This window comes from Micromonospora sp. CPCC 206060 (assembly GCF_036906895.1).
In the GTDB taxonomy this organism is placed as follows: domain Bacteria; phylum Actinomycetota; class Actinomycetes; order Mycobacteriales; family Micromonosporaceae; genus Micromonospora.
In genome coordinates this window covers 26,081-47,280 of record NZ_JBAKHU010000030.1, presented here as the reverse complement: position 1 = coordinate 47,280, position 21,200 = coordinate 26,081, and the positions used below count along the sequence as shown (strand labels likewise).

The window sequence follows — 21,200 nt, the reverse complement described above, 5'->3', positions numbered from 1 at the left end:
ACCGGCACGGGCGTCAGGACGGGTCGCCGCTGCGGCGCAGGTTCTCCAGCAGCGTCGGGTTGCGCCGGAGCAGTTCGGCCAGCCGCGCCTCCGGGTCGTCGCTGAGCCCGTCGGTGTCGACGGACCCGGCCGGGAACGGGGTGACCGGCAGCGGCCAGGCGGGTGGGGGGCTGCCGGCCGGCTCGTCGACCCGGGTGACCGGGCCGCGCTGCGGCTGTTCCGCCGACGTGCCGGCGGTCACCGTCACCGTCCCGTCCGACCAGGCGATCCGCAGGTGTCGGGCCGCGCCGCCGTGCGCGACGTCGAGGTGGACCGACAGTCCCGGGTGGGCCGCCACCACCCGCCGGACCGCCTCGGTCACCTCCGCCACCGGGTCCCCGCCCGGTGGTGCGGCGTTCTGGCCCTCACCCGACGCCGACCGGCGCCGCAGCAACTCCTCCCGGCGGGCCATCCGGGCCAGCGCCTCGTCCAGCTCACCCCTCACGACACACCTCATCTCCCGACGGTCCAGCCGGTACCGGTGCCAACTGGCAGGGGTTACATGATTACCGATGCCCGAGGGAACCTGGCAGGGGTACATGATTCACCGTGCCAGGGGAACGGTGATCTCAGGCAACCCACAGCTTCCGGGTCGTACGGTTGATCTCATGCCTTCCCCCCTGCCGGCGCGGTTGCGCCGTGCCCTGACCCGGCGCCGGGTCGTCGCCGCCACCGCGGTGACCGCGCTACTCGCCGGCGCGGTCGTCTGGGCGGTCTGGCCCGACCAGCAGAACTTCCGCACCGAGTCGCGCGTGCTCACCGTGCTGTCCGGCCCGGCGGGGGCCGAGCCGGTGGCCCTGGACACCACGTTCTACCTGCCCGACGGGGCGTCCGCCGGCCGGAAGGTACCGGCGGTGCTGCTGGCGCACGGCTTCGGCGGGTCGAAGGAGTCGGTCCGCGCCGACGCCGAGGACCTGGCCGGGCTGGGTTACGCGGTGCTGGCGTACACGGCCCGTGGCTTCGGCCGCAGCGGTGGTCAGATCCACCTGGACGACCCGGACCACGAGGTGCGGGACGCGCAGCGGCTGCTGGACTGGCTCGCCGCCCGGCCGGAGGTGCGCACCGACGCCGCCGGTGACCCCCGGGTCGGGGTGGTCGGCGGCTCGTACGGCGGCGCGCTGGCCCTGCTGCTGGCCGCCCAGGACCAGCGGGTCGACGCGATCGTCCCGATGATCACCTGGCACGACCTGGCCGGTGCCCTGCTACCCGAGTCGAGCGGGAGGTCCCCGGTCGACGGGGTGTTCAAGAAGGGCTGGGCCGGCATCTTCTTCGGCAACGGCGGCAGTGCCGGCAGCGGTCCGGCCGGCCTGGCCGGGGCGACCGGCAACGAGGAGGGCGCCCCGGTTTCGGCGGGACCGCCGAGCCCGGCACCCGGTGCGGGGCCGGGCACCGGACCGGATGGCGGCCCGGCTTTCGCCGCCGACCCGTCCTGCGGCCGGTTCGCCCCCGACGTCTGCGCCGCGTACCTACGGATCGCCACCACCGGCCGGGCCGACCCGGAGGCCGTCGCCCGGCTGGGCCGGTCCAGCCCGGCCGGCGTACTGGGCCGGATCAAGGCACCCACCCTGCTGGTGCAGGGCACCGCGGACACCCTCTTCCCGCTCGCCGAGGCGGATGCCAACGCCCGGGGCATCGCCGCGAACGGCACCCCGGTCCGGGTCGCCTGGTACACGGGCGGGCATGACGGCGGGAAGGGTCCGCGTACCGACTCGGACCGGCTGAAGTTTCTCACCGCGCAGTGGCTCGACCACTACGTCCGGGGCGAGGGCGACGTGCCGGAACGGAGTTTCACCTGGTCCCGGACGACCGGGTTCGACGCCCTGGACCGGGGCCTGGTGGCCACCGGCTACCGCGTCGCGGACTACCCCGGCACCGGCGGCACCGCCCGCCGTTCCGTCGAGGTGACCGGCCCGGTCCAGTCGATCGCGAACCCGCCGAACGGGAACCCCGCCGCGATCTCCTCGGTACCGTTCGCCGGGGCGCTCTCGTCCTTCCTCTCCGGTGTCGCCGGGGACCTGCCCGGCCAGCACGCCCGCTTCGAGTCCGCGCCGCTACCGGAGGCGGTGGACGTGGTCGGCTCGCCGACCGTCCGGATCCGGGCGGCGTCCCCGACCGGTGCGGCGGTGCTGTTCGTCAAGCTCTACGACGTCAACCCGGAGGGCGCGGCGACCCTGCCCGACGGGCTGGTCGCCCCGGTCCGGCTGACCGGGCTGCCGGCCGACGTCGCCACCGCCCAGCCGGTCACGGTGACCCTGCCGGCGATCGTCCGGCGGATCGAGGCCGGGCACCGGCTGCGGATCGTGGTGGCCACCTCCGACCAGGGGTACGCCACCCCGGCCGAGCCGACCGTCTACACCGTCGCCCCGGGCGGCGGGCCGGTCACCCTGCCCACCGTCGACGGCGAGCCGATCGCCACCTCGGCGGCGGTCTGGCGCTGGGTGCTGGTCGGGTTGCTCGCCGCCATCATGGTCGGGCTCGTCGTGGTCGTCGCCGTGGTCCGCCGCCGGCACCGCCGCCACGACACCTCGGTGCATCCGCAGTACGCCGGCATCCCGCTCGCGGTCCGTAACCTCCGTAAGGAGTACGCCGACGGCTTCGTCGCGGTCTCCAACGTCGACTTCGAGGTGTACCCGGGACAGGTGGTCGGTCTGCTCGGCCCGAACGGTGCCGGTAAGACCACCACCCTGCGGGTGCTGATGGGGCTGACCCAGCCCACCGCCGGGGAGATCTACGTCTTCGGGCACCGGCTGGTGCCGGGCTCCCCGGTGCTCTCCCGGATCGGTGCCCTGGTCGAGGGGCCGGGCTTCCTGCCGCACCTGTCCGGTCTGGAGAACCTGAAGGCGTACTGGCGGGCCACCGGCCGGCCGGAGGCGGACGCGCACTTCGAGCAGGCGCTGGAGATCGCCGGGCTGGGTGCCTCGGTGCACCGCCGGACAAGGAACTACAGCCACGGCATGCGGCAGCGGCTGGCCATCGCGCAGGCCATGCTCGGCCTGCCCGAACTACTGGTGCTCGACGAACCGACCGACGGGCTCGACCCGCCGCAGATCGCCGAGATGCGCCGGGTCCTCCAGCGGTACGCCACCGACGGGCGGGCGGTGCTGGTCTCCAGTCACCTGCTGGCCGAGGTGGAGCAGACCTGCACCCACGCGGTGGTGGTCAACAAGGGCCGGATCGTGGCCTCCGGCCCGGTCGAGGAGATCGTCGGCGAGTCGCCGAGCGTGCTGTTCGACGTCAGCGACCCGCAGGCGGCCCGGGCCGTGCTGGACCGGTTGACCGGCGTACGGGTGCTGCCCGACGGCGACGGTGGGCTGGTGGTGGACACCAACGGCACCGCCCGCAGTGAGGTGGTGGCCGAACTGGTCCGGGCCGGTGTCGGGGTCGACCGGGTGGTGCCCCGGCGTCGCCTGGAGGACGCGTTCCTCGCCCTGGTCGGGGAGAACTCTCGCGGAAGTGGGGACCGTTGATGTCCGGTTCGTTGCAGTCGGCCGAGCGGCCCGGTGGGGCCAGCGCCGCCGGGGCCGCGTCGGGTTACCGCCCGTCGGCGACCCTGCCGTTCCTCGCCGAGTTCCGCCGGCAGGCGTCCCGGCGCCGTACCCAGCTCGCGCTGGGTTTCATGGTCCTGCTCCCGTTGATCATTCTGATCTCGTTCCAGTTCGACACCGGAGACGACGACGACAACGGTGGGGGCGAGTTCGCCAGCCTGATCGACCTGGCCACCTCCGGCGGGCTCAACTTCACCCTCTTCTCGATCTTCGTCTCCGCGTCGTTCCTGCTGGTCGTGGTGGTGGCCCTGTTCTGCGGGGACACCGTGGCCAGTGAGGCGAGCTGGGGGAGCCTGCGTTACCTGCTGGCCGTGCCGGTACCCCGGGCCCGGCTACTGGCGGTCAAGCTGCTGGTCGCGCTGACCTACTCGGCGCTGGCCCTGCTGTTGCTGGCCGGTACCGCCCTGCTCGCCGGGACGCTGCGCTACGGCTGGTCGCCGCTGCGCAGCACGGTGGCGGCGCAGATCCCGGCCGGGGAGGGGCTGCTGCGGCTGCTCGCGGTGCTCGGCTACCTGGCGGTCGTACTCCTGGTGGTGGCCGGGCTGGCGTTCCTGCTCTCGGTGACCACGGACGCCGCGCTCGGCGCGGTCGGCGGTGCGGTCCTGCTCTGGATCCTGTCCAGCATCCTGGACCAGATCACCGCGCTCGGGGCGCTGCGTGCCTTCCTGCCGACCCACTACGCCAACGCCTGGCTGGGGCTGCTCTCCACCCCGGTGCAGACCGACGGCGTGGTCCGGGGCTGCATCTCGGCTATCTGCTACGCGACCCTCTTCTGGGGGCTGGCGTTCTGGCGGTTCACCCGCAAGGACGTGACCAGCTGACCCGGTGGCCGGCATTCGGCGTTTTTGACATCGCGCGTTACGCCAGCGCCGCCGATCCGGCCGGCCCGCCCCGGTCCGGGGTTCCTCCCCGCGATCCGCTCCGTTCGTAGAGTCATCCCGGCGACAAGGGTGAGGCGTGGGTGGACAGGGTCTGACATCGTTTGCCCGGTTGCCAGATTGCCTGAGCAAGGAGTCACCCCTTGAGTTACGAGCCGCCGCCATCCTCACCGGACCCGGCTGGCCAGTCACCGCAGTACGAGCCGCCGGCCCCGGCCGGCAGCGGCGCGTCCGCCCCGTCGCCCGGGTACGGCCCACCGGTCGACCCGTACGTCCCGCCGAGCGACCCGTACAACACCCCGCCACCCACGGCGGTGTGGAACCCGCAGCCGGGCGGCGGTGACCCGTACACACCGCCGGGCGGCTACGGTCCGCCGTCCGGTGACCCGTACGCCCCGCCGGGTGGCAGCTACGCCCCGCCGTCCGGTGACCCGTACGCCCCGCCCGGTGGCGGCTACGCCCCGCCGCCACCGGCCGCGCCCTACGGCCCGACCTCCGGTGCGCCGTACCCGCCGCCCGGTCCGTCCTCGGGCGCGCCGTACACCCCGTCGTCGGGCGCGCCGTACGCGCCGTCCTCCGGAGCGCCGTACACCCCGTCGTCGGGCGCGCCGTATGCGCCGTCCTCCGGCGGGTTCGTCCCGCCACCACCGGCCGGGCCGGCTTACGGTCCGGGGGTCGGGATGCCGATGATGCCGGTCGCTCCGCCGAAGAAGAGCAACACGCTGGTGATCGTCCTGGCCGTGGTCGGGGTGCTGCTCGTGCTCTGCTGCGGCGGCGGCATCGTCGCGCTGGTCGCGGCCGGCGACGAGACCGAGGACCCCGGCATCTCCTACTCGCCGCCGGCCCAGCCCGGGTTGCCGACCACCGCCCCGACCCGGGGCACCGACACCTCGCCACCCACGACCGACGACGAGACCGAGAACATGGCGATCGGGGACACCCTGATCCTCACCAGCACCGACGGGGACGAGCTGCGGGTGACCGTGCAGAAGGTGACCACCCGGAAGACCGGCTGCCGGTCGTACGCCCCGGAGCCGGACAACGGCACCTACCTGGTGGCCGACGTGACGGTCGAGGTGGTGAAGGGCGAGGGGTCCATCAACCCGCTCTACTTCAACTTCGTGGACTCCTCCGGCACCGAGGAGAACGGTATCGGCGGCATCTTCGCCGGCTGCGGCACCGCGCTGTCCAGCGGCATCGACCTGGCTGCCGGTACGAAGCGCAGCGGTACCGTGGTCTTCGACGTGAAGTCGGCCAAGGGGCAGATCGTCTACACGGAACTGCTCGGCGGCAACGCCCGGGGCTCCTGGAAGGTCGGTTGATCCGACCTTCCTGAACGGTCGGTCGATCCGACCGCTGGCGACAGGATCGGGATGCCCCGGGCAACCGGGGCGCCCGATCCTGCTGCATTCCGCCGGCTGATGCGGGGCAGCTCACAACCTGGGACACAGCTCCCGCTGGCTGGCCGGACGCCCGTAGACTCCACGGCACAACTGAATACCTCATCCAGAGGGGCTGAGGGATACGGCCCGACGACGCCCCGGCAACCACCCCGCACGCTCGATGACGAGCGGCGCGAGGCAGGTGCCAAATCCGTCCCCGCCGCACGGTGCGATGCGGGGAAAGATGAGAGGACCCCTCGACATGACGTCGACCGTCGACGCGATCCCCGCCCAGCCCACCGCCACCGGCCCGGCCCGTGCCCTGGTCTGTCGTGCCTGTGGCGCCCGGTACCCGCTCGCCGCGCAGCACGCCTGCTACGAGTGTTTCGGCCCGCTGGAGGTCGACTACGACAGCGCCGCTCTGGCGAAGGTCACCCGGGCCGAGATCGAGGCCGGTCCGCAGAGCATCTGGCGGTACGCCGGCCTGCTGCCGGCCGGTCAGGACCCGGCCACCCGGGTGACCCTGGACCCGGGGCTGACCCCACTGGTCGCCGCGCCGTGGCTCGCTGCCGAACTCGGCATCCGGGCGCCGCTCTGGGTCAAGGACGACAGCGCCAACCCGACCCACTCGTTCAAGGACCGGGTGGTCTCGGTGGCCCTCACCGCCGCCCGGGGGCTCGGTTTCACCCGCTTCGCCTGCGCCTCCACCGGCAACCTGGCCAACTCGGTCGCTGCCCACGCCGCCCGGGCCGGGGTGCCGTCGATCGTCTTCATCCCCGGTGACCTGGAGCAGGGCAAGGTGGTCACCACCGCCGTGTACGGCGGGGAACTGGTCGCCATCGACGGCTCGTACGACGACGTGAACCGGCTCTGCGGCGAACTGGTGGAGACCGACGAGTTCGAGGACACCGCGTTCGTCAACGTCAACGTGCGCCCGTACTACGCGGAGGGGTCCAAGACCCTCGGGTACGAGGTGGCCGAGCAGCTCGGCTGGCGGATCCCCGAGCAGGTGGTCATCCCGATGGCCAGCGGTGAGCTGCTCACCAAGATCGACAAGGCGTTCAGCGAGCTGGTGGAGATCGGCCTGGTCGAGGCGCCGGCCAACGGCTGGAAGGTGTTCGGCGCCCAGTCGGCCGGCTGCAAGCCGATCGCCACCGCGCTGCACGGCGGCACGGACACCATCACCCCGGTCAAGCCGACCGGCATCGCGAAGTCGCTCAACATCGGCGACCCGGCCGCCGGGCTGTACGCCCTGGAGGCGGTGCGTCGTACCGGCGGCTGGATGGATTACGCCGACGACGACGAGATCCGCGACGCGATCCGGCTGCTGGCGCGTACGACGGGGGTCTTCGCCGAGACCGCCGGCGGGGTGACCGTCGCGGTGCTGCGCAAGCTGGTTGCCGCCGGGAAGCTCGACCCGGACGCCGAGACGGTCGTGTTCAACACCGGCGAGGGTCTGAAGACCCTGGACGCGGTGGCCACCCAGGTCGGGCCCACCCACCGGATCAAGCCCTCGCTGCGCGCCGCCCGGGATGCGGGCCTGCTCGGCTGAGCATCGTTTCGTCACGTCGGGTAGCTGAAAGATTGCCACAGGTGGCGAAAAATCGCCCGGTAAGGACTTGACGTCAGTTACCCGACGACGCAAGATGCTCGGTGCGGGGGGTCGTTTCGCCGTAGACCTTGGTTCTAACGACCCAGCGCCGGAGGCGCTGTGCGATCGTCCCCCCGACCAAATTCCCTCTCGTCCGCCCCGGTCGTTGTGGTCCGCGATCGTCGGTTGACCACCCGGCGCAGCCGGGTCGCCCACGGTCGCAGTCGCGCGTTGGTCGGGTAGCCACCGGCGGCCAGCCCGGCCCGGCACTCGAAGACGTTGCGGCACCCGTAGGTGCCGGTCAGCGCGTACGACCAGGCACAGGCCAGCCAGTAGGCCGGCCAGAACAGCGGGCCGAGCAGCGCGTACTGCCCGATGTGCCGGATCTCGTGGCCGAGCAGATCGGCCCGGTCCGGGTGCAGCAGCCAGCCCGCCGGCCGGCGGCTGAGGATCACCGAGCCCACGGTCAGGCAGTCCTGTCCCGGCCACGGCAGCCGGTACCCACCGGCGACCAGCACCCCGCCCGGCAGCCGACGCCGGTCGGTGGCCCGCGCCAGGCGGGCGAGCGCGAGCCCGACCAGGGTGGTGCCGTTGAGCCAGGTGGCGGTGCTGCGCAGCGACGGTCGCATACCTCCAGCGTGCGACGACTTGGCCGGGCCGGCCACCCGGGCGCCGCCGCTGCCTCGGCCCGGCCCGGCGGCTCTTACCCCCGGCCCGGCGGCTGCGGCATGATGACGGGCATGACGGAGACCCCGCATCCCCTGTACGCCAAGCACGCCGACACCCTCGCCCGGGCGCTGACCGCGATCACGGAGCGGGGGTACTGGTCCGCCTATCCCGAGTCACCCAGCCCCCGGGTGTACGGCGAGACCGCCGCGAGCGAGGGCGAGGCCGCATTCCGGGCGTACCTCGGCACCGACTTCCCCCTCGACCAGCCCGGCGGCGACGACCGGGTGTCCACCGAGGCCAGCCCGTTCGGCATCGACCTGGCCGTGCGGTACCCGCACGCCGACGCCGACACCCTGGTGGCCGCCGCGAGCGCCGCCCTGCCCGCCTGGCGGGACGCCGGCCCGCAGACCCGGCTCGGGGTGTGCCTGGAGATCCTCGCCCGGCTGCACGCGCACGTCTTCGAGCTGGCCAACGCGGTGCACGCCACCAGCGGGCAGGCCTTCGTGATGGCGTTCCAGGCCGGCGGGGCGCACGCCCTCGACCGGGCGCTGGAGGCGCTCGCGTACGCGTACGCGGAGATGACCCGGCACCCGGGGACGGCCGAGTGGGAGAAGCCGGCCGGCAAGGGCGAGCCGCTGCGGATGACCAAGACGTTCCACGTGGTACCGCGCGGCGTGGCCCTCGTCATCGGCTGCAACACCTTCCCGACCTGGAATTCGTACCCGGGGCTGTTCGCCTCGCTGGCCACCGGTAACCCGGTCGTCGTCAAACCGCACCCGCGTGCGGTGCTGCCGCTCGCCATCACCGTGAGGTACGCCCGCGAGGTGCTCGCCGAGGCCGGCTTCGACCCCAACCTGGTGCTGCTCGCCGCCGAGGCGCCCGGCGAGAAGCTCGCCTCCGACCTGGCCCTGCACCGGGCCGTGAAGATCGTCGACTTCACCGGGTCCACCGAGTACGGCGACTGGCTGGAGGCGCACGCCCGGCAGGCGTCGGTCTACACCGAGAAGGCCGGGGTCAACACGATCATCGTGGACTCCACCGACGACTTCACCGGGATGTGCCGCAACATCGGCTTCTCCCTGGTCCTCTACAGCGGCCAGATGTGCACCACCCCGCAGAACATCCTGATCCCGTCGGCCGGTATCGCCACCGACCAGGGGCAGAAGAGCTTCGACGAGGTGACCGCCGGGATCGCCGGCGTGGTCGCGAAGCTCACCGGCGACCCGGCGCGGGCCGTCGAGCTGACCGGTGCGATCGTCAACGACGGTGTGCTCGCCCGGCTCGACGAGGTCGCCCGGGTCGGGGACGCGGTGCTCCCCTCGCAGCCGCTGGAGCACCCCACCTACCCCGGTGCGGTGGTACGGACCCCGACCATCGTCAAGCTCGGTGCCGCCGACGTGGCCACCTACGGCCGGGAGTGGTTCGGGCCGATCTCGTTCGCCGTCGGCACCGACTCGACCGCGCACAGCCTGGAGATCTTCCGTGCCACCGTGGGGCAGCGTGGCGCGTTGACCGCCGCGGTCTACTCCACCGACGAGAAGGTGCTCGACGCGGCCGAGGCGGCTGCGATCGAGGTCGGGGTGCACCTGTCCTGCAACCTGACCGGTGCCGTCTTCGTGAACCAGTCGGCGGCCTTCTCCGACTTCCACGGCAGCGGGGCGAACGCGGCGGCGAACGCGGCGCTGACCGACGGGGCGTACGTCGCCAACCGGTTCCGGGTGGTGCAGAGCCGCCGCCACAGCTGAGATGTAAGGAAGGGCCCCTTCTTATCGCATTCGGTAGAGGAAGGGGCCCCTATTAACACGGTCGGCGCATCCGCAGCTCGGTCAGCGCCGGAATCACCGGGTGCGGGACCCGTTCTCCGGTGTCGACGAAGCCCAGCCGCTGGTACGCCCGCAGGGCCCGGTCGTTGCCGACCACGACCTCCAGCATCAGCTCCGGCCGGCCGCACTCCCGCGACCACACGGCTATCGCGTCGATCAGGCGACCGAGCACCCCGGCACCCCGCCAGGAGGGCGTGACGTACACGCCGAAGATCAGAGTGGTCGACGGGTCGTCGGCCGGGGCGAAACCGCCGGCCGAGCCGACGAGTCGACCACCGGGATCGGCGACGAACTGTGCGGTGCCGCAGCCCGTCGAGGTCTGCGTGATCCGGGCGACGTAGTCCGCGTGCGGGCGGGCCGCAGCGTCCGCGAGGGTCTCGAGGAAGGCCAGCGGCGCGTCGGCGAGCATCTCCAGGCGCAGCGCCCGCATCCGCGCGGCGTCGGTCGGTCGGATCCGGCGTACCTCGACGGTGGTCGGTGTGACCGGTACCCCGGTCCTCAGTTGCTCCACCGGGGATGCCTATCCCACCCGGCAGGCCGGTGGCAACCGGAATGACCAGCGTGTCGTCGGTGGGTACGCCGACATAGGCGGGCCTCCCTACACCCAACGACGCTCGCCGATGTGTATTGGTGTCGGAGACGGCTGAAGTGTGTCCGGTTTGGGGTAGTGCGCCGTCGTCACACCTCGTGTAGCGTGCGATTTCGGTCAGCCATTTTCGTGGGCCCGACGGTGGGTTCCGCGAGTGGTCCCGATGCCTCCGGTGGCGACCGGAGGTCGTCGTACAGCCAGCACCATCGAAGTGAGGAAGTGCACCGTGGCACAGGGCACCGTGAAGTGGTTCAACAGCGAAAAAGGTTACGGCTTCATCGCGGTCGACGGCGGTCAGGACGTTTTCGTCCACTTCTCCGCGATCGAGATGGACGGCTACAAGGCACTCGACGACGGGCAGCGGGTCGAGTTCGACATTGCGCAGGGCCAGAAGGGCCCGCAGGCGGAGCGGGTTCGCGTCATCGCCTGAGGCGCCCTCGGCGTCCGCGCCGAGGCTTCCCGACCACGACGTCGGTCGTGAGAGGGGTACGACGTGGCAGCCGGCCGCGGGAGGTTTCCCGACTGCGGCGGCTGACCGTACCGGTCGACCGGCGGTCGCACCCGTCGGTCGTGGTCTCCGCAACGACGTGACCGGGTCCGGGTTGTAAACCAAGTCGGGTGCGGGCTCGACCGCCCAGCGAACCGGTCCCGTCGAATGTGCCGTCCTGCCGAGGAAGTACCCGCGCTACCACGGATCCGGTACCGGGTCCGGTCGATCGTGACGGGGCTCCACCACTCCCCGCCCGCTGCTCCTTCCCGCCGGGCCGCTGGCCCGCTCCGCCCGTACCCCGGTCGGTCTCCGGTCGTGTCCGGCATGCCCGACGACCTGGTCGTCCGTGAGGCTGCCCGCGTGGTGGCCTGCCGTTGCCCGTGGCGCCCTACGGCGGTTGCCCGGCCCTGCCCGTTCCCGGATTCTCTGCCCGGCCCTTCCCGGACGTACGGGAAGCGTGGCCGACATGCGGTGTGGGAAGCGTGATCTCCCTCGACGTGCGGAAACCGCGCCGCCCCGCGTCTCTGGCGGGTGGCTCCTCCCCGACTCTCCGGGCCTCCTGCGGTCGTCGCCGAACGGGCCGGTCGGGCCGGTCGTGCTTGCACTCGGCAGGGGAGAGTGCTAAACAAGTCATTGGCACTCGCGGTGTGCGAGTGCCAATGGTCGGGGCGGTAGGGCCACGGCCGTGGCACCGGTGACGGTGCCCGGCACATGGCCGGTCGTCGCGGGCTGTCCGGCCCGGCCGACGGACGTCATTGTCGCCAGGTAGTGACGTCCGAAGGTGCGTAATCAGGCGGCCCATCCGGGGCACACACTCGGGTGGCCCGTGAGTGTCCAGGAGGACAACGCCGTATGGCCAAGATGATCGCGTTCGATGAAGAGGCGCGCCGCGGCCTCGAGCGGGGCATGAACCAGCTCGCTGACGCCGTGAAGGTGACGCTCGGCCCGAAGGGCCGCAACGTCGTGCTCGAGAAGAAGTGGGGCGCCCCCACCATCACCAACGATGGTGTGAGCATCGCCAAGGAGATCGAGCTCGAGGACCCCTACGAGAAGATCGGCGCCGAGCTGGTCAAGGAGGTCGCGAAGAAGACCGACGACGTCGCCGGTGACGGTACGACGACCGCGACCGTTCTGGCCCAGGCGCTCGTCCGCGAGGGCCTGCGCAACGTCGCCGCCGGTGCGAACCCGATGGCCCTGAAGCGGGGCATCGAGGCCGCTGTCGCCGCCGTCTCGGAGGAGCTGTCCAAGCTCGCCAAGGACGTCGAGACCAAGGAGCAGATCGCCTCCACCGCCTCCATCTCCGCCGGTGACAACACCGTCGGCGAGATCATCGCTGAGGCGATGGACAAGGTCGGCAAGGAAGGCGTCATCACGGTCGAGGAGAGCAACACCTTCGGGCTGGAGCTGGAGCTCACCGAGGGTATGCGCTTCGACAAGGGCTACATCTCCGCGTACTTCATGACCGACCCGGAGCGTATGGAGGCCGTCTTCGACGACCCGTACATCCTGATCGTCAACAGCAAGATCTCCTCGGTCAAGGACCTGCTGCCCATCCTTGAGAAGGTCATGCAGTCCGGCAAGCCGCTGGTGATCCTGGCCGAGGACGTCGAGGGCGAGGCCCTGGCCACCCTGGTCGTCAACAAGGTCCGGGGCACCTTCAAGTCGGTCGCCGTCAAGGCGCCGGGCTTCGGTGACCGCCGCAAGGCCATGCTGGCCGACATCGCCATCCTCACCGGTGGTCAGGTCATCAGCGAGGAGGTCGGCCTCAAGCTGGACGCCGCCGGCCTCGACATGCTGGGCCGCGCCCGCAAGGTCGTGGTGACCAAGGACGAGACCACCATCGTCGACGGTTCCGGTGACGCCGAGCAGATCCAGGGCCGGGTCAACCAGATCCGGGCCGAGATCGACAAGAGCGACTCGGACTACGACCGGGAGAAGCTCCAGGAGCGCCTGGCCAAGCTGGCCGGTGGCGTCGCCGTCATCAAGGTCGGCGCGGCCACCGAGGTCGAGCTCAAGGAGCGCAAGCACCGCATCGAGGACGCCGTCCGCAACGCGAAGGCCGCCGTCGAGGAGGGCATCGTCCCGGGTGGTGGTGTCGCGCTGGTGCAGGCCGGCAAGACCGCGTTCGACAAGCTGGACCTGGTGGGCGACGAGGCGACCGGTGTGCAGATCGTCCGGCTCGCGCTGGACGCTCCGCTGCGGCAGATCGCCGTCAACGCCGGCCTGGAGGGTGGCGTCGTCGTCGAGCGGGTCCGCAACCTGGAGGCGGGCCACGGCCTCAACGCCGCCAACGGTGAGTACGTCGACCTGCTCAAGGCCGGCATCATCGACCCGGCCAAGGTGACCCGCTCGGCGCTGCAGAACGCGGCCTCGATCGCGGCCCTGTTCCTCACCACCGAGGCTGTGGTGGCGGACAAGCCGGAGAAGACCCCGGCTGCCCCGGCTGGCCCGGGCGGCGGGGACATGGACTTCTGAGTCCACGTCAGTAACGCCCCGAACGGGGCGGACCGCGCAAGCGGTCCGCCCCGTTCCTTTTTGGCGCACCGGTGGCCAGAGCCTCGCCGGGGCGAGGGTGCGTCCGGTCCGCCTGCTGCGGTCAGTTCCGCTGGCCGGCCCCGCTGCGGTTTCCCCGGCGCCGACCGGTCGCTGGTGGACCGACCTCGACCGGTGCGTCCACGAGTTGCAGTGGCTCGTCCGTCCCGGACGAATCGGCGTCCGCCAGTACCAGCGCCCCGTCCGGCCAGGAGTGGTCGGCGTCCTCACATTCCGCGTGGCGGGTCGCGTCACCGAAGTCGAGCCGGTCGAAAAGGCCTCCACCGGGCAACTCGGTGATCGGTGTCCATCCGGCCGGCCGGAGATCGTCGGATTTGTCAACAGCCATGACTGCCTCCCTCACCCAGACGGTAGGAGGTGTCCGCGGCTCGCGTGACGGAAAGAGGGGTAAACGTTCCCCGTACCGATTCTTTGGCGACCCCGGTTTTTCCAGATTGCGGCCCGACCGAACGTTTCAGAGCGTCTTGCGGTAGAGGAAGAAGACGCGCTCGATCCGCGCCCCGGCACTACCCGAGTAGAAGGGCACCGGGCCGACCCAGCTGATCTGTGCCCGGTCGTGCCCGCCGGCCCGCTGGTCGGCCAGGCAGCGCCGCAACAGGACGCCACCGATTCCGGAGCCCTCCGCAGACGGTGCCGTACCCATCGGTCCGAACCAGCTCGGCCGGGACGAGCCGTAAGCGGCGAAGCCGATGATCTCCCCGCCGCGCAGGGCGAGGTGGCAGCCGGCGTCCGCCCGATCGACCGAGTTGGCCAACTCGCCGTCCCAGCTCCCGCCGAAGGTCTCCCGGGCGAACCGGGTCAGCGCCGGTAGGTCCGCCGGCTCGGCCCGCCGGACTACCACGCCCTGGCCGGCCAGTCGGGTCTCCGCCGCCTCCGTCGACCGCAGGGCTGGCGATTCGGGGTACGACAGGTCGGCGGTCATGTTCCACGCCTTGCGGTCCTGCCGGTACCCGAGAGCGAGTGCGGTGCAGATCGCCGGGGTGTAGCGCACGTCGATGCCGGGCCAGGCGTAGTGGGGCGGGTTGCCGGCGAGGAGCACCTCGGTGGCGCCGAGGCCGGCGAGCGCCTGCTCGATGCGTACCAGCAGGCTGCGCCCCACCCCTCGCCGTCGACTGTCCGGCGCGACGGCGATCAGGTCGACGTGGCCCAGACCCGCCTTCCGACGGGAGATCGAGCCGATCACCAGGCCGACGGGCGTACCGCCCCGCCGCGCGACGAAGCCGACCACCGGCCGGTCGGCGACGGCGCGTACCCGGAGCGTGGTCAGGATCGCCCCGGCCTCGGCGGCGTCCTCCGCCAGGTCGAGTGCGTCGGTGCAGAGGGCGGTCACCGCCGGCATCTGGTCGTCGGTCAGCTCGCTGAAGGTGATCTCCGGGTCCATGGTCGCCGACCATAGGCCATGAGCAGATCCGACGGGAAGCAACGCTTCCCTGTTAATAAGGGGCCCTTCCTATACCGAAAGCGATAAGCGGGGGCCCTTGCAAACACCCTTACCCCGCACGGGCGGCGCGGACGGCGGCGTACGCGTCGACCAGGCCGGCGCCGCGACTCTCCTCCGGCGTACCGCACGCGTCAGCGCCCGAGGGCGGCGTCACCGGGTAGGCGGTCTCCCGCAGGAGTCGTCGGGTGGTCTGCAGATCCCCGATCAGCTTCGGATTGGCCGACCACATCAGGGCGACCACCCCGGCCACGTGCGGGGTGGCCATCGAGGTGCCGCTCTGGACGGCGTATCCGCCACCCGGCATGGCGGAGAGGATGTCCGCGCCGGGCGCCACCAGGTCCGGTTTGGTCGCCCCGGACGCGGTCGGTCCCCGGCTGGAGAAGCCGGCCACCTGGCGGGCGGCGTCGATCGCGCCGACGGCGAGGACGTCACCGTAGATCGCGGGCGGGGCGTCAACCGACCCGCAGTCCGGTCCGGTGTTGCCTGCGGCGACCACCACGAAGATGCCGGCCGCGTCCAGCGCGGCGGTGGCCGGGCGCAGCACGTCGTCGTCGCAGCCCTCGATCGGCGGGCAGCCCCACGAGTTGGTCAGGACGTGCGGGGCCCGCTGCGGGCGGCCGTCGGTGAACGGATCCCCGCCGGCCGGGAACGGGGCCAGCATGAACTGGAGGCAGTCCAGGTAGTGGGCCGGGTTACCGAGGTTGCGGTCCAGGTTGACGCAGCCGGTCCAGCGGGCGCCGGGCGCCACCCCGACGTTGCGCCCACCGACCGCGCTGGCCAGGGTGTGGGTGCCGTGCCCGTTCCGGTCGCCCGGTGTCCGGGTCGTCTCCCACGGGTCGTACCAGGAGTCGTCGCCGCCCCGGAATCCGGCGGTCAGGGCCGGATGGGCCGCGTCGACGCCCGAGTCGGAGCCGCCCACGGTAATTCCGGCGCCGGTCACCCCGAGTTCGGACCAGACCCGGGGCGCGCCGATCATCGTCAGGTTCCAGGGTGGGGTGGTCGGTGCGTCGGCGTCGCCCCGGCTGGTGGGCGCCGGGGCGGGCAGCGGGCGTACCCGCTGACCGACCAGTACCCGGGCCACCTCCGGCCGCCGGGCCAGCCAGGCGCGCACCTCCGGCCCGCCGGCGACCTCCACCGCGTTCACCAGGTAGTACGGCGTGTACGACAGGTGTAGCCGGTCCAGGTCGCGGCGCAGGTCGGCCTGGGTGCGCCGGGCGGTTTCGACGAGCCGCCGGTACACCTCGGCGGCCCGGGTGTCCCGGTCGAGCTGCCCGGGGCGGTGGCCGGCGATGGCGGTCAGGTCGGCCTGTTCGGTGAGGACCACGAAGAGCCGTTCGCCGTGCACTCCGGGCTGGCCGGGGCCGAGGTACCCGGCGCCGGTGACGAGTACGGTGCTGAGCGCGAGGACCATCGCCGTGCCCCGGCGGGGGAGCCGGGCGGTGGCCCGGCCGGCGGTGATCCCGGTCCCGAGGCCGAGCAGCAGCGCGCCGAGGAGCCCGCCGACGGTGGCCACAACCGTCCAGTACGGCACGTCCCGGCTGGCGGCCAGCACCAGTGTGATCTCCTCCGGGTCCACGAAGGCGAGCGGCCCGAGCAGAGCCAGCCCGGTGACCCAGCGGACCGGGGTACCGCCGGCCGGGCCGACGGTGGTGGCGGAGAGCTGGTGGAGCGCGGCGATGGTGAAGGCGGTGGGCGGGACGATCAGCAGGGCGGCGAGCTGTGTGCCGCTCTGCCCGCTGCCGGCGGCCAGGAGCAGCAGGGCCACCCCGGCGACCAGCCCACCGAGCACCACCAGCCGTACCGGGCGGGGGCGGGACACGCCGGCCGGCAGACCGTACCCGGCCCAGAACGACCGGTTGAGCAGGGCCGAGGCCAGGTTGCCGAGGGCCACGGCGGCGAGGACGGCCAGCAGGGTCTCCAGCACGCCACCGAGCGCACCGATCAGGGCCCAGGGCAGCACCAGCAGCGATCCGGCGGCGATGGCGAGCAGCCGTACCCGGCTCCGACTGTCGGCGGCCCCGGTGACCGCGCCGCCCCGGCCATCGGCCCCACCGCCCCGGCCGTCGGCCCCACCGCCCCGGCGTCGGGCGGCCAGCAGGTGCAGCACCAGGGTGGCCAGGGCGGCGGTGGCGGTCAGCGCGGCCAGGTACAGCTCGTGCTGTCCGACCGGTACGGCCCGTAGCGCGTCGAGTGCGGCGAGCAGCAGCGCCCCGGTGAACCACACCCGGCCGGCGGCGCGGATCCCGGCGGACCGGGGCAGCACCGCCAGCAGCCCGGCGGGGAACGCGACCAGCACCGTGTTGAGTGCGTCGGTCGGTGGCCCCTGCCACTGCGTGGGGTCCTGCCCGGAGATGAGCAGGCTCTGCTCGAACAGCCAGCTGTACCCCTGGGCGCCGATGGTCACCGCCACCGTCCAGCAGCCGAGCAGCGCGGTGGCCACCACCAGGAGGGGGTGGGCGCGGGTCGGCGCCGGCCCGGCCGGCAGCCCCGGTGGTCCCGGCGGCCCCGGTGGAGGCGGAGGCGGCGGTACGTCGGAGGGACCGGGTTGCATGGTGAGCACAGTACGGCGCAGCGCCGGCCCGGGCGTCGTGTGCACCCGTACCGGCTGGGAGGCTCCACCGCCCGTCGATCATGGACTTATGGTGGGGGATTTAGTGCCATGTACGGCATTTATGGGGCACCACAACTCCATGATCGGCAAGAGGGGCGGGGTGGCGGTTACCGTGGACACGTGCGTGACCCGAATGTGTCCCGAGCCATCGCCGGTCAGCTCTCCCCGGCCCGGCGCGCAGCCGACCTGCGCCGGTTGCGGGCCGAGCGCTTCGACGTACTGATCATCGGAGGCGGGGTGACCGGGGCGGGGGCCGCCCTGGACGCTGCCTCCCGGGGGTTGAAGGTCGCGCTGGTCGAGGCGCGCGACTACGCGGCCGGCACGTCCAGCCGGTCCAGCAAACTGATCCACGGCGGGCTGCGCTACCTCGAGCAGTTGGAGTTCGGGCTGGTCCACGAGGCGCTCACCGAGCGTGGGCTGCTCGCCACCCGGCTCGCACCGCACCTGGTCCGACCGGTGCCGATCCTGGTGCCGCTGCCGGCCGGTGACGGGGTGCGCGCGGTACCCGGCCGGTTCTGGCGGCGTTCCTACTACGGGGCGGGCGTCGCCATGTACGACGTCTTCGCCGGTGTCTTCGGCGGCGGCCGGGGGATGCCGCTGCACCGGCACCTGACCCGCGAGGGGGCCCGGCGGGTCTTCCCGAGCCTGCGCTCCGACGCGGTGTCCGGCGCGATCCGCTACCACGACGGGCAGGTCGACGACGCCCGGCTGGTGGTGACCCTGGCCCGGACGGCCGCCAGCCTCGGCGCGACCGTGGTGAACAGTGCCCGGGCGGTCGGGCTGCTCCGCCAGGCCCGCGAGGTGACCGGGGTCCGGGTGCGGGACCTGGAGGCGCCCGCCGGCTCCCCGGACGCCGAGTTCGAGGTACGCGCCCGCACGGTGATCGCCGCGACCGGCGTGTGGAGCGACGACATGTCGCGGATGCTCAACGACGTGGGGCTCCGCCCCGGGCTGCGGGTGCGCGCCTCCAAGGGGGTGCACCTGGTGGTGCCCCGCTCGGCGATCACCGGGGAGACCGGGCTGATCCTGCGTACCGCCACGTCGGTGCTCTTCGTCATCCCGTGGGGCGGGCACTGGATCATCGGCACCACGGACACCGACTGGCAGCTCGACCGGTCCCACCCGGCAGCGTCCGCGCGGGACATCGAATACCTGCTCGCGCAGGTCAACGCGGTGCTCGACCGGCCGCTGACCACCGCCGACATCGAGGGGGTGTACGCCGGGCTCCGGCCACTGCTCTCCGGAGACTCGGACTCCACCTCGAAACTGTCCCGTGAGCACGCCGTGGTCGAGCCGATGCTCGGGCTGCTGCTGGTGGCGGGTGGCAAGTACACGACGTACCGGGTGATGGCCTCCGACGTGGTGGACCGGGCGGTCCGCCGGCTCGGTGGGGGACGCCCGTCCCGAACCGCCGACCTGCCGCTGCTCGGCGCCGACGGGTACGCGGCGCTGTGGCGGGACCGGGCCGACCTGGCCCGCCGGCACGGGATGCCGGTCGGGGTGGTGGAGCATCTGCTGGAACGGTACGGCAACCTGACCCTGGAACTGCTCGCCCTGATCGCGGCGGACCCGTTGCAGGCCGCGCCGCTGGTCGGCGCCCCGGAGTACCTTGCCGCCGAGGTGACGTACGCGGCCCGCGCCGAGGGGGCGCTGCACCTGGACGACGTGCTCACCCGTCGGATGCGGATCTCGTTCGAGACCGCCCACCGGGGTGCCGAGTCGGCCGGGCACGCCGCCGAGCTGATGGGCGCGGTGCTCGGCTGGGACGCGGTGACCCGGGCCCGGGAGGTGGAGCACTACCGGGCGCGGGTCGAGGCGGAACGCCAGTCGGAGCAGATGCCGGACGACATCGCGGCGGACGCGGCCCGGCTCGGCGTACCGGACGTGCGCGGGCTCGCCGCCGACCGGGGTGTCGAGCCGGGAAGTACGCCGCTGCCCTCCAGCCACTGACCCGTCCCGCCCGGCGGTCGAGGTGCAGCCGGCTGAACGGCAGCGCCGCGGGCTAGAGCACCTTGCCGGGGTTGAACAGGTTGGTCGGGTCGAGTGCCGCCTTGATCGCCTGGTGCACCCGGACCCCCACCGGGCCGATCTCCCGGGCCAGCCACTCCCGCTTGAGCAGCCCCACCCCGTGCTCGCCGGTGCAGGTGCCACCGAGCGACAGGCCCAGTTCCATGATCTCGTCGAAGGCCCGGCGGCCCCGGTCCAGGTTGGCCGGGTCGGCCCGGTCGACCACGATGTTCGGGTGCATGTTGCCGTCCCCGGCGTGCCCGACCACCCCGATCGGGATCTCGCAGCGCTCGGCGACCCGGGCCACCCCGTCCAGCAGGGCGGCCAGCGCACCGCGCGGTACCGCGACGTCGTCGATGACCAGGCCGCCGTTGCCGTCCGGGTAGGTCTGCGCGGCGAAGCGTTCCATCGCCGGGTGGGCCAGCCGGCGGGCCTGCAACAGGGCGGCGGCCTCGACCGCGTCGGTGGCCGCGTAGACCTCGTCGGCGCCGGCCGCCTCGCACGCCGCCGCGATCAGGGCGAGATCGTCCGCCGCCCGGCTGCCGGTGTCCGCCGCCGCGAGCAGCAGCGCCGCCGCGTCGGTCCGCAACCCCATCGGCTGGTACGCCTCGATCGCCCGCAGATGGGTCCGGTCGAGCAGTTCGAGCAGGCTCGGGGTGAGACCCCGGGCGGCGATCCCGGCCACCGCCGAGCCGGCCGTGGCGGTGGACGGGAAGACCGCGACCAGGGTCAGTGACTCCTCCGGGGCGGGCCGCAGCGCCACGGTGATCTCGGTGATCACCCCGAGGGTGCCCTCGGAGCCGACGAAGAGGCGGGTCAGGTCGTACCCGGCGACCCCCTTGGCGGTACGCCGGCCGGTGCGCAGCACCTCGCCGGAGGCGAGCACCACCTCCAGGCCGAGGACGTACTCGGTGGTCACGCCGTACTTGACGCAGCACATCCCACCCGCGTTGGTGGCCACGTTGCCGCCGATGGTCGACGACTCCCAGGAACCCGGGTCCGGCGGGTAGCGCAGCCCCTGCTTCGCCACCTCGGCGGCGAGCGCGGCGTTGACCACCCCGGGCTGCACCACGGCGATCCGGCTCACCGGGTCGATCTCCAGGATCCGGTCCATCGCGGTCAGGGAGATCACCACCGCGCCGTCGACCGCGTTGGCCGCGCCGGCCAGGCCGGTCCGCGCGCCCTGCGGCACCACCGGTACGCCGTACCGGGCTGCTGCCCGGACCACCGCGACCACCTCGGCGGTGCTGCGCGGCCGGGTCACCACCAGCGGGGTACCGGCGGCGCAGAGGTCCGCCTCATCGCGGCGGTAACCCCGGATCAGGTCCGGGTCGATGATCACGGCGGCGTCGCCGAGGGCGGCACGCAGGTCGGCGAGGATCGGGGTGGCGGCCATGACGCCGAGGCTAGACCCGGCTCAGTCGGGGCGACCAGGCCGGCCGATCCGTCCCGATCCGGAGGATTCACCCCGGGTACGGCGGGTAGTCCGGCCCATGTCCGCAGGCCGTGACGCGTCAACCGATCCGCCGGGGCGCCCCGGCGAGCGGTACGCCGACGCGCGGGATCGGCAGCGGCTGGCGGC

General features: G+C 72.7%; 15 protein-coding genes and 1 riboswitch. Of the genes, 8 read left to right on the top strand and 7 right to left on the bottom strand.

All coding sequences use genetic code 11. The features are described 5' to 3' along the window. Window positions 1-13 precede the first annotated feature (13 nt). Window positions 14-484 carry a hypothetical protein gene (locus V6U90_RS19265; protein WP_334438278.1) on the bottom strand — a complete coding sequence of 157 codons (471 nt, stop codon included), beginning with the start codon at window positions 482-484 and terminating at the stop codon, window positions 14-16. A gap of 163 nt (window positions 485-647) precedes the next feature. Here V6U90_RS19265 and V6U90_RS19260 point away from each other — a divergent pair, with 163 nt between their 5' ends. The 4 genes from V6U90_RS19260 (at window position 648) to thrC (ending at window position 7,396) form a co-directional block, all read left to right on the top strand. Next, window positions 648-3,506 carry an alpha/beta fold hydrolase gene (locus V6U90_RS19260; protein ID WP_334438276.1) on the top strand — a complete coding sequence of 953 codons (2,859 nt, stop codon included), beginning with the start codon at window positions 648-650 and terminating at the stop codon, window positions 3,504-3,506. Continuing rightward, window positions 3,506-4,405: an ABC transporter permease subunit gene (locus tag V6U90_RS19255; RefSeq protein WP_334438274.1), complete on the top strand. Its 900-nt coding sequence runs from the start codon at window positions 3,506-3,508 to the stop codon at window positions 4,403-4,405. The genes V6U90_RS19260 and V6U90_RS19255 overlap by 1 nt, the downstream gene beginning before the upstream one ends. Window positions 4,406-4,605: 200 nt before the next feature. Next, window positions 4,606-5,784 carry a DUF4352 domain-containing protein gene (locus tag V6U90_RS19250; protein WP_334438272.1) on the top strand — a complete coding sequence of 393 codons (1,179 nt, stop codon included), beginning with the start codon at window positions 4,606-4,608 and terminating at the stop codon, window positions 5,782-5,784. 177 nt (window positions 5,785-5,961) lie between these two features. Next, a riboswitch (SAM riboswitch) is annotated at window positions 5,962-6,095 on the top strand. Between the two features lie 11 nt (window positions 6,096-6,106). Beyond that, the gene (gene thrC / locus V6U90_RS19245; RefSeq protein ID WP_334438270.1) at window positions 6,107-7,396 is read left to right on the top strand and encodes a threonine synthase; all 1,290 of its coding nucleotides are present in this window, start codon (window positions 6,107-6,109) and stop codon (window positions 7,394-7,396) included. A 134-nt stretch (window positions 7,397-7,530) separates the two neighbouring features. On the opposite strand, the gene V6U90_RS19240 is transcribed toward thrC, so the two are convergent. Then, the gene (locus V6U90_RS19240) at window positions 7,531-8,064 is read right to left on the bottom strand and encodes a hypothetical protein (RefSeq protein ID WP_334438267.1); all 534 of its coding nucleotides are present in this window, start codon (window positions 8,062-8,064) and stop codon (window positions 7,531-7,533) included. 111 nt (window positions 8,065-8,175) lie between these two features. Here V6U90_RS19240 and paaN point away from each other — a divergent pair, with 111 nt between their 5' ends. Continuing rightward, window positions 8,176-9,849, top strand: a complete 1,674-nt coding sequence (gene paaN, locus V6U90_RS19235; protein ID WP_334438264.1) for a phenylacetic acid degradation protein PaaN — start codon at window positions 8,176-8,178, stop codon at window positions 9,847-9,849. 52 nt (window positions 9,850-9,901) lie between these two features. On the opposite strand, the gene V6U90_RS19230 is transcribed toward paaN, so the two are convergent. Further along, window positions 9,902-10,438 carry a GNAT family N-acetyltransferase gene (locus V6U90_RS19230; RefSeq protein ID WP_334438261.1) on the bottom strand — a complete coding sequence of 179 codons (537 nt, stop codon included), beginning with the start codon at window positions 10,436-10,438 and terminating at the stop codon, window positions 9,902-9,904. A gap of 304 nt (window positions 10,439-10,742) precedes the next feature. Here V6U90_RS19230 and V6U90_RS19225 point away from each other — a divergent pair, with 304 nt between their 5' ends. Then, complete coding sequence (locus tag V6U90_RS19225) at window positions 10,743-10,946, top strand: cold-shock protein (RefSeq protein ID WP_089018748.1); 204 nt, start codon at window positions 10,743-10,745, stop codon at window positions 10,944-10,946. A gap of 912 nt (window positions 10,947-11,858) precedes the next feature. Next, the gene (gene groL, locus V6U90_RS19220; RefSeq protein WP_334438256.1) at window positions 11,859-13,481 is read left to right on the top strand and encodes a chaperonin GroEL; all 1,623 of its coding nucleotides are present in this window, start codon (window positions 11,859-11,861) and stop codon (window positions 13,479-13,481) included. Window positions 13,482-13,602: 121 nt separating this feature from the next. Here the strand turns inward: groL and V6U90_RS19215 are convergent, their stop codons facing one another. From V6U90_RS19215 to V6U90_RS19205, 3 genes are all read right to left on the bottom strand, one after another. Next, the gene (locus V6U90_RS19215) at window positions 13,603-13,887 is read right to left on the bottom strand and encodes a hypothetical protein (RefSeq protein WP_334438254.1); all 285 of its coding nucleotides are present in this window, start codon (window positions 13,885-13,887) and stop codon (window positions 13,603-13,605) included. A gap of 126 nt (window positions 13,888-14,013) precedes the next feature. Then, window positions 14,014-14,940, bottom strand: coding sequence for a GNAT family N-acetyltransferase (locus tag V6U90_RS19210; protein WP_334438251.1), 927 nt, complete (start codon window positions 14,938-14,940; stop codon window positions 14,014-14,016). A 109-nt stretch (window positions 14,941-15,049) separates the two neighbouring features. Then, on the bottom strand, window positions 15,050-17,551 hold the full coding sequence (locus V6U90_RS19205) for a S8 family serine peptidase (RefSeq protein WP_334438249.1): 2,502 nt from the start codon (window positions 17,549-17,551) through the stop codon (window positions 15,050-15,052). A 195-nt stretch (window positions 17,552-17,746) separates the two neighbouring features. On the opposite strand from V6U90_RS19205, the gene V6U90_RS19200 reads away from it, so the two are divergent. Beyond that, complete coding sequence (locus V6U90_RS19200; RefSeq protein ID WP_334438379.1) at window positions 17,747-19,561, top strand: glycerol-3-phosphate dehydrogenase/oxidase; 1,815 nt, start codon at window positions 17,747-17,749, stop codon at window positions 19,559-19,561. 52 nt (window positions 19,562-19,613) lie between these two features. Here V6U90_RS19200 and V6U90_RS19195 read toward each other — a convergent pair whose 3' ends face one another. Beyond that, entirely contained in the window at window positions 19,614-21,014 is a 1,401-nt protein-coding gene (locus tag V6U90_RS19195) for an FAD-binding oxidoreductase (protein WP_334438246.1), read from the bottom strand. Window positions 21,015-21,200: the final 186 nt, after the last annotated feature.

Bases quoted from the DNA above. Each gene is read 5' to 3' on its own strand.
- V6U90_RS19215 (WP_334438254.1), bottom strand. From the start codon at position 13,887: ATGGCTGTTGACAAATCCGACGATCTCCGGCCGGCCGGATGGACACCG.
- V6U90_RS19260 (WP_334438276.1), top strand. From the start codon at position 648: ATGCCTTCCCCCCTGCCGGCGCGGTTGCGCCGTGCCCTGACCCGGCGC.
- V6U90_RS19255 (WP_334438274.1), top strand. From the start codon at position 3,506: ATGTCCGGTTCGTTGCAGTCGGCCGAGCGGCCCGGTGGGGCCAGCGCC.
- V6U90_RS19205 (WP_334438249.1), bottom strand. From the start codon at position 17,551: ATGCAACCCGGTCCCTCCGACGTACCGCCGCCTCCGCCTCCACCGGGG.
- V6U90_RS19195 (WP_334438246.1), bottom strand. From the start codon at position 21,014: ATGGCCGCCACCCCGATCCTCGCCGACCTGCGTGCCGCCCTCGGCGAC.
- paaN (WP_334438264.1), top strand. From the start codon at position 8,176: ATGACGGAGACCCCGCATCCCCTGTACGCCAAGCACGCCGACACCCTC.
- V6U90_RS19210 (WP_334438251.1), bottom strand. From the start codon at position 14,940: ATGGACCCGGAGATCACCTTCAGCGAGCTGACCGACGACCAGATGCCG.
- thrC (WP_334438270.1), top strand. From the start codon at position 6,107: ATGACGTCGACCGTCGACGCGATCCCCGCCCAGCCCACCGCCACCGGC.
- groL (WP_334438256.1), top strand. From the start codon at position 11,859: ATGGCCAAGATGATCGCGTTCGATGAAGAGGCGCGCCGCGGCCTCGAG.
- V6U90_RS19240 (WP_334438267.1), bottom strand. From the start codon at position 8,064: ATGCGACCGTCGCTGCGCAGCACCGCCACCTGGCTCAACGGCACCACC.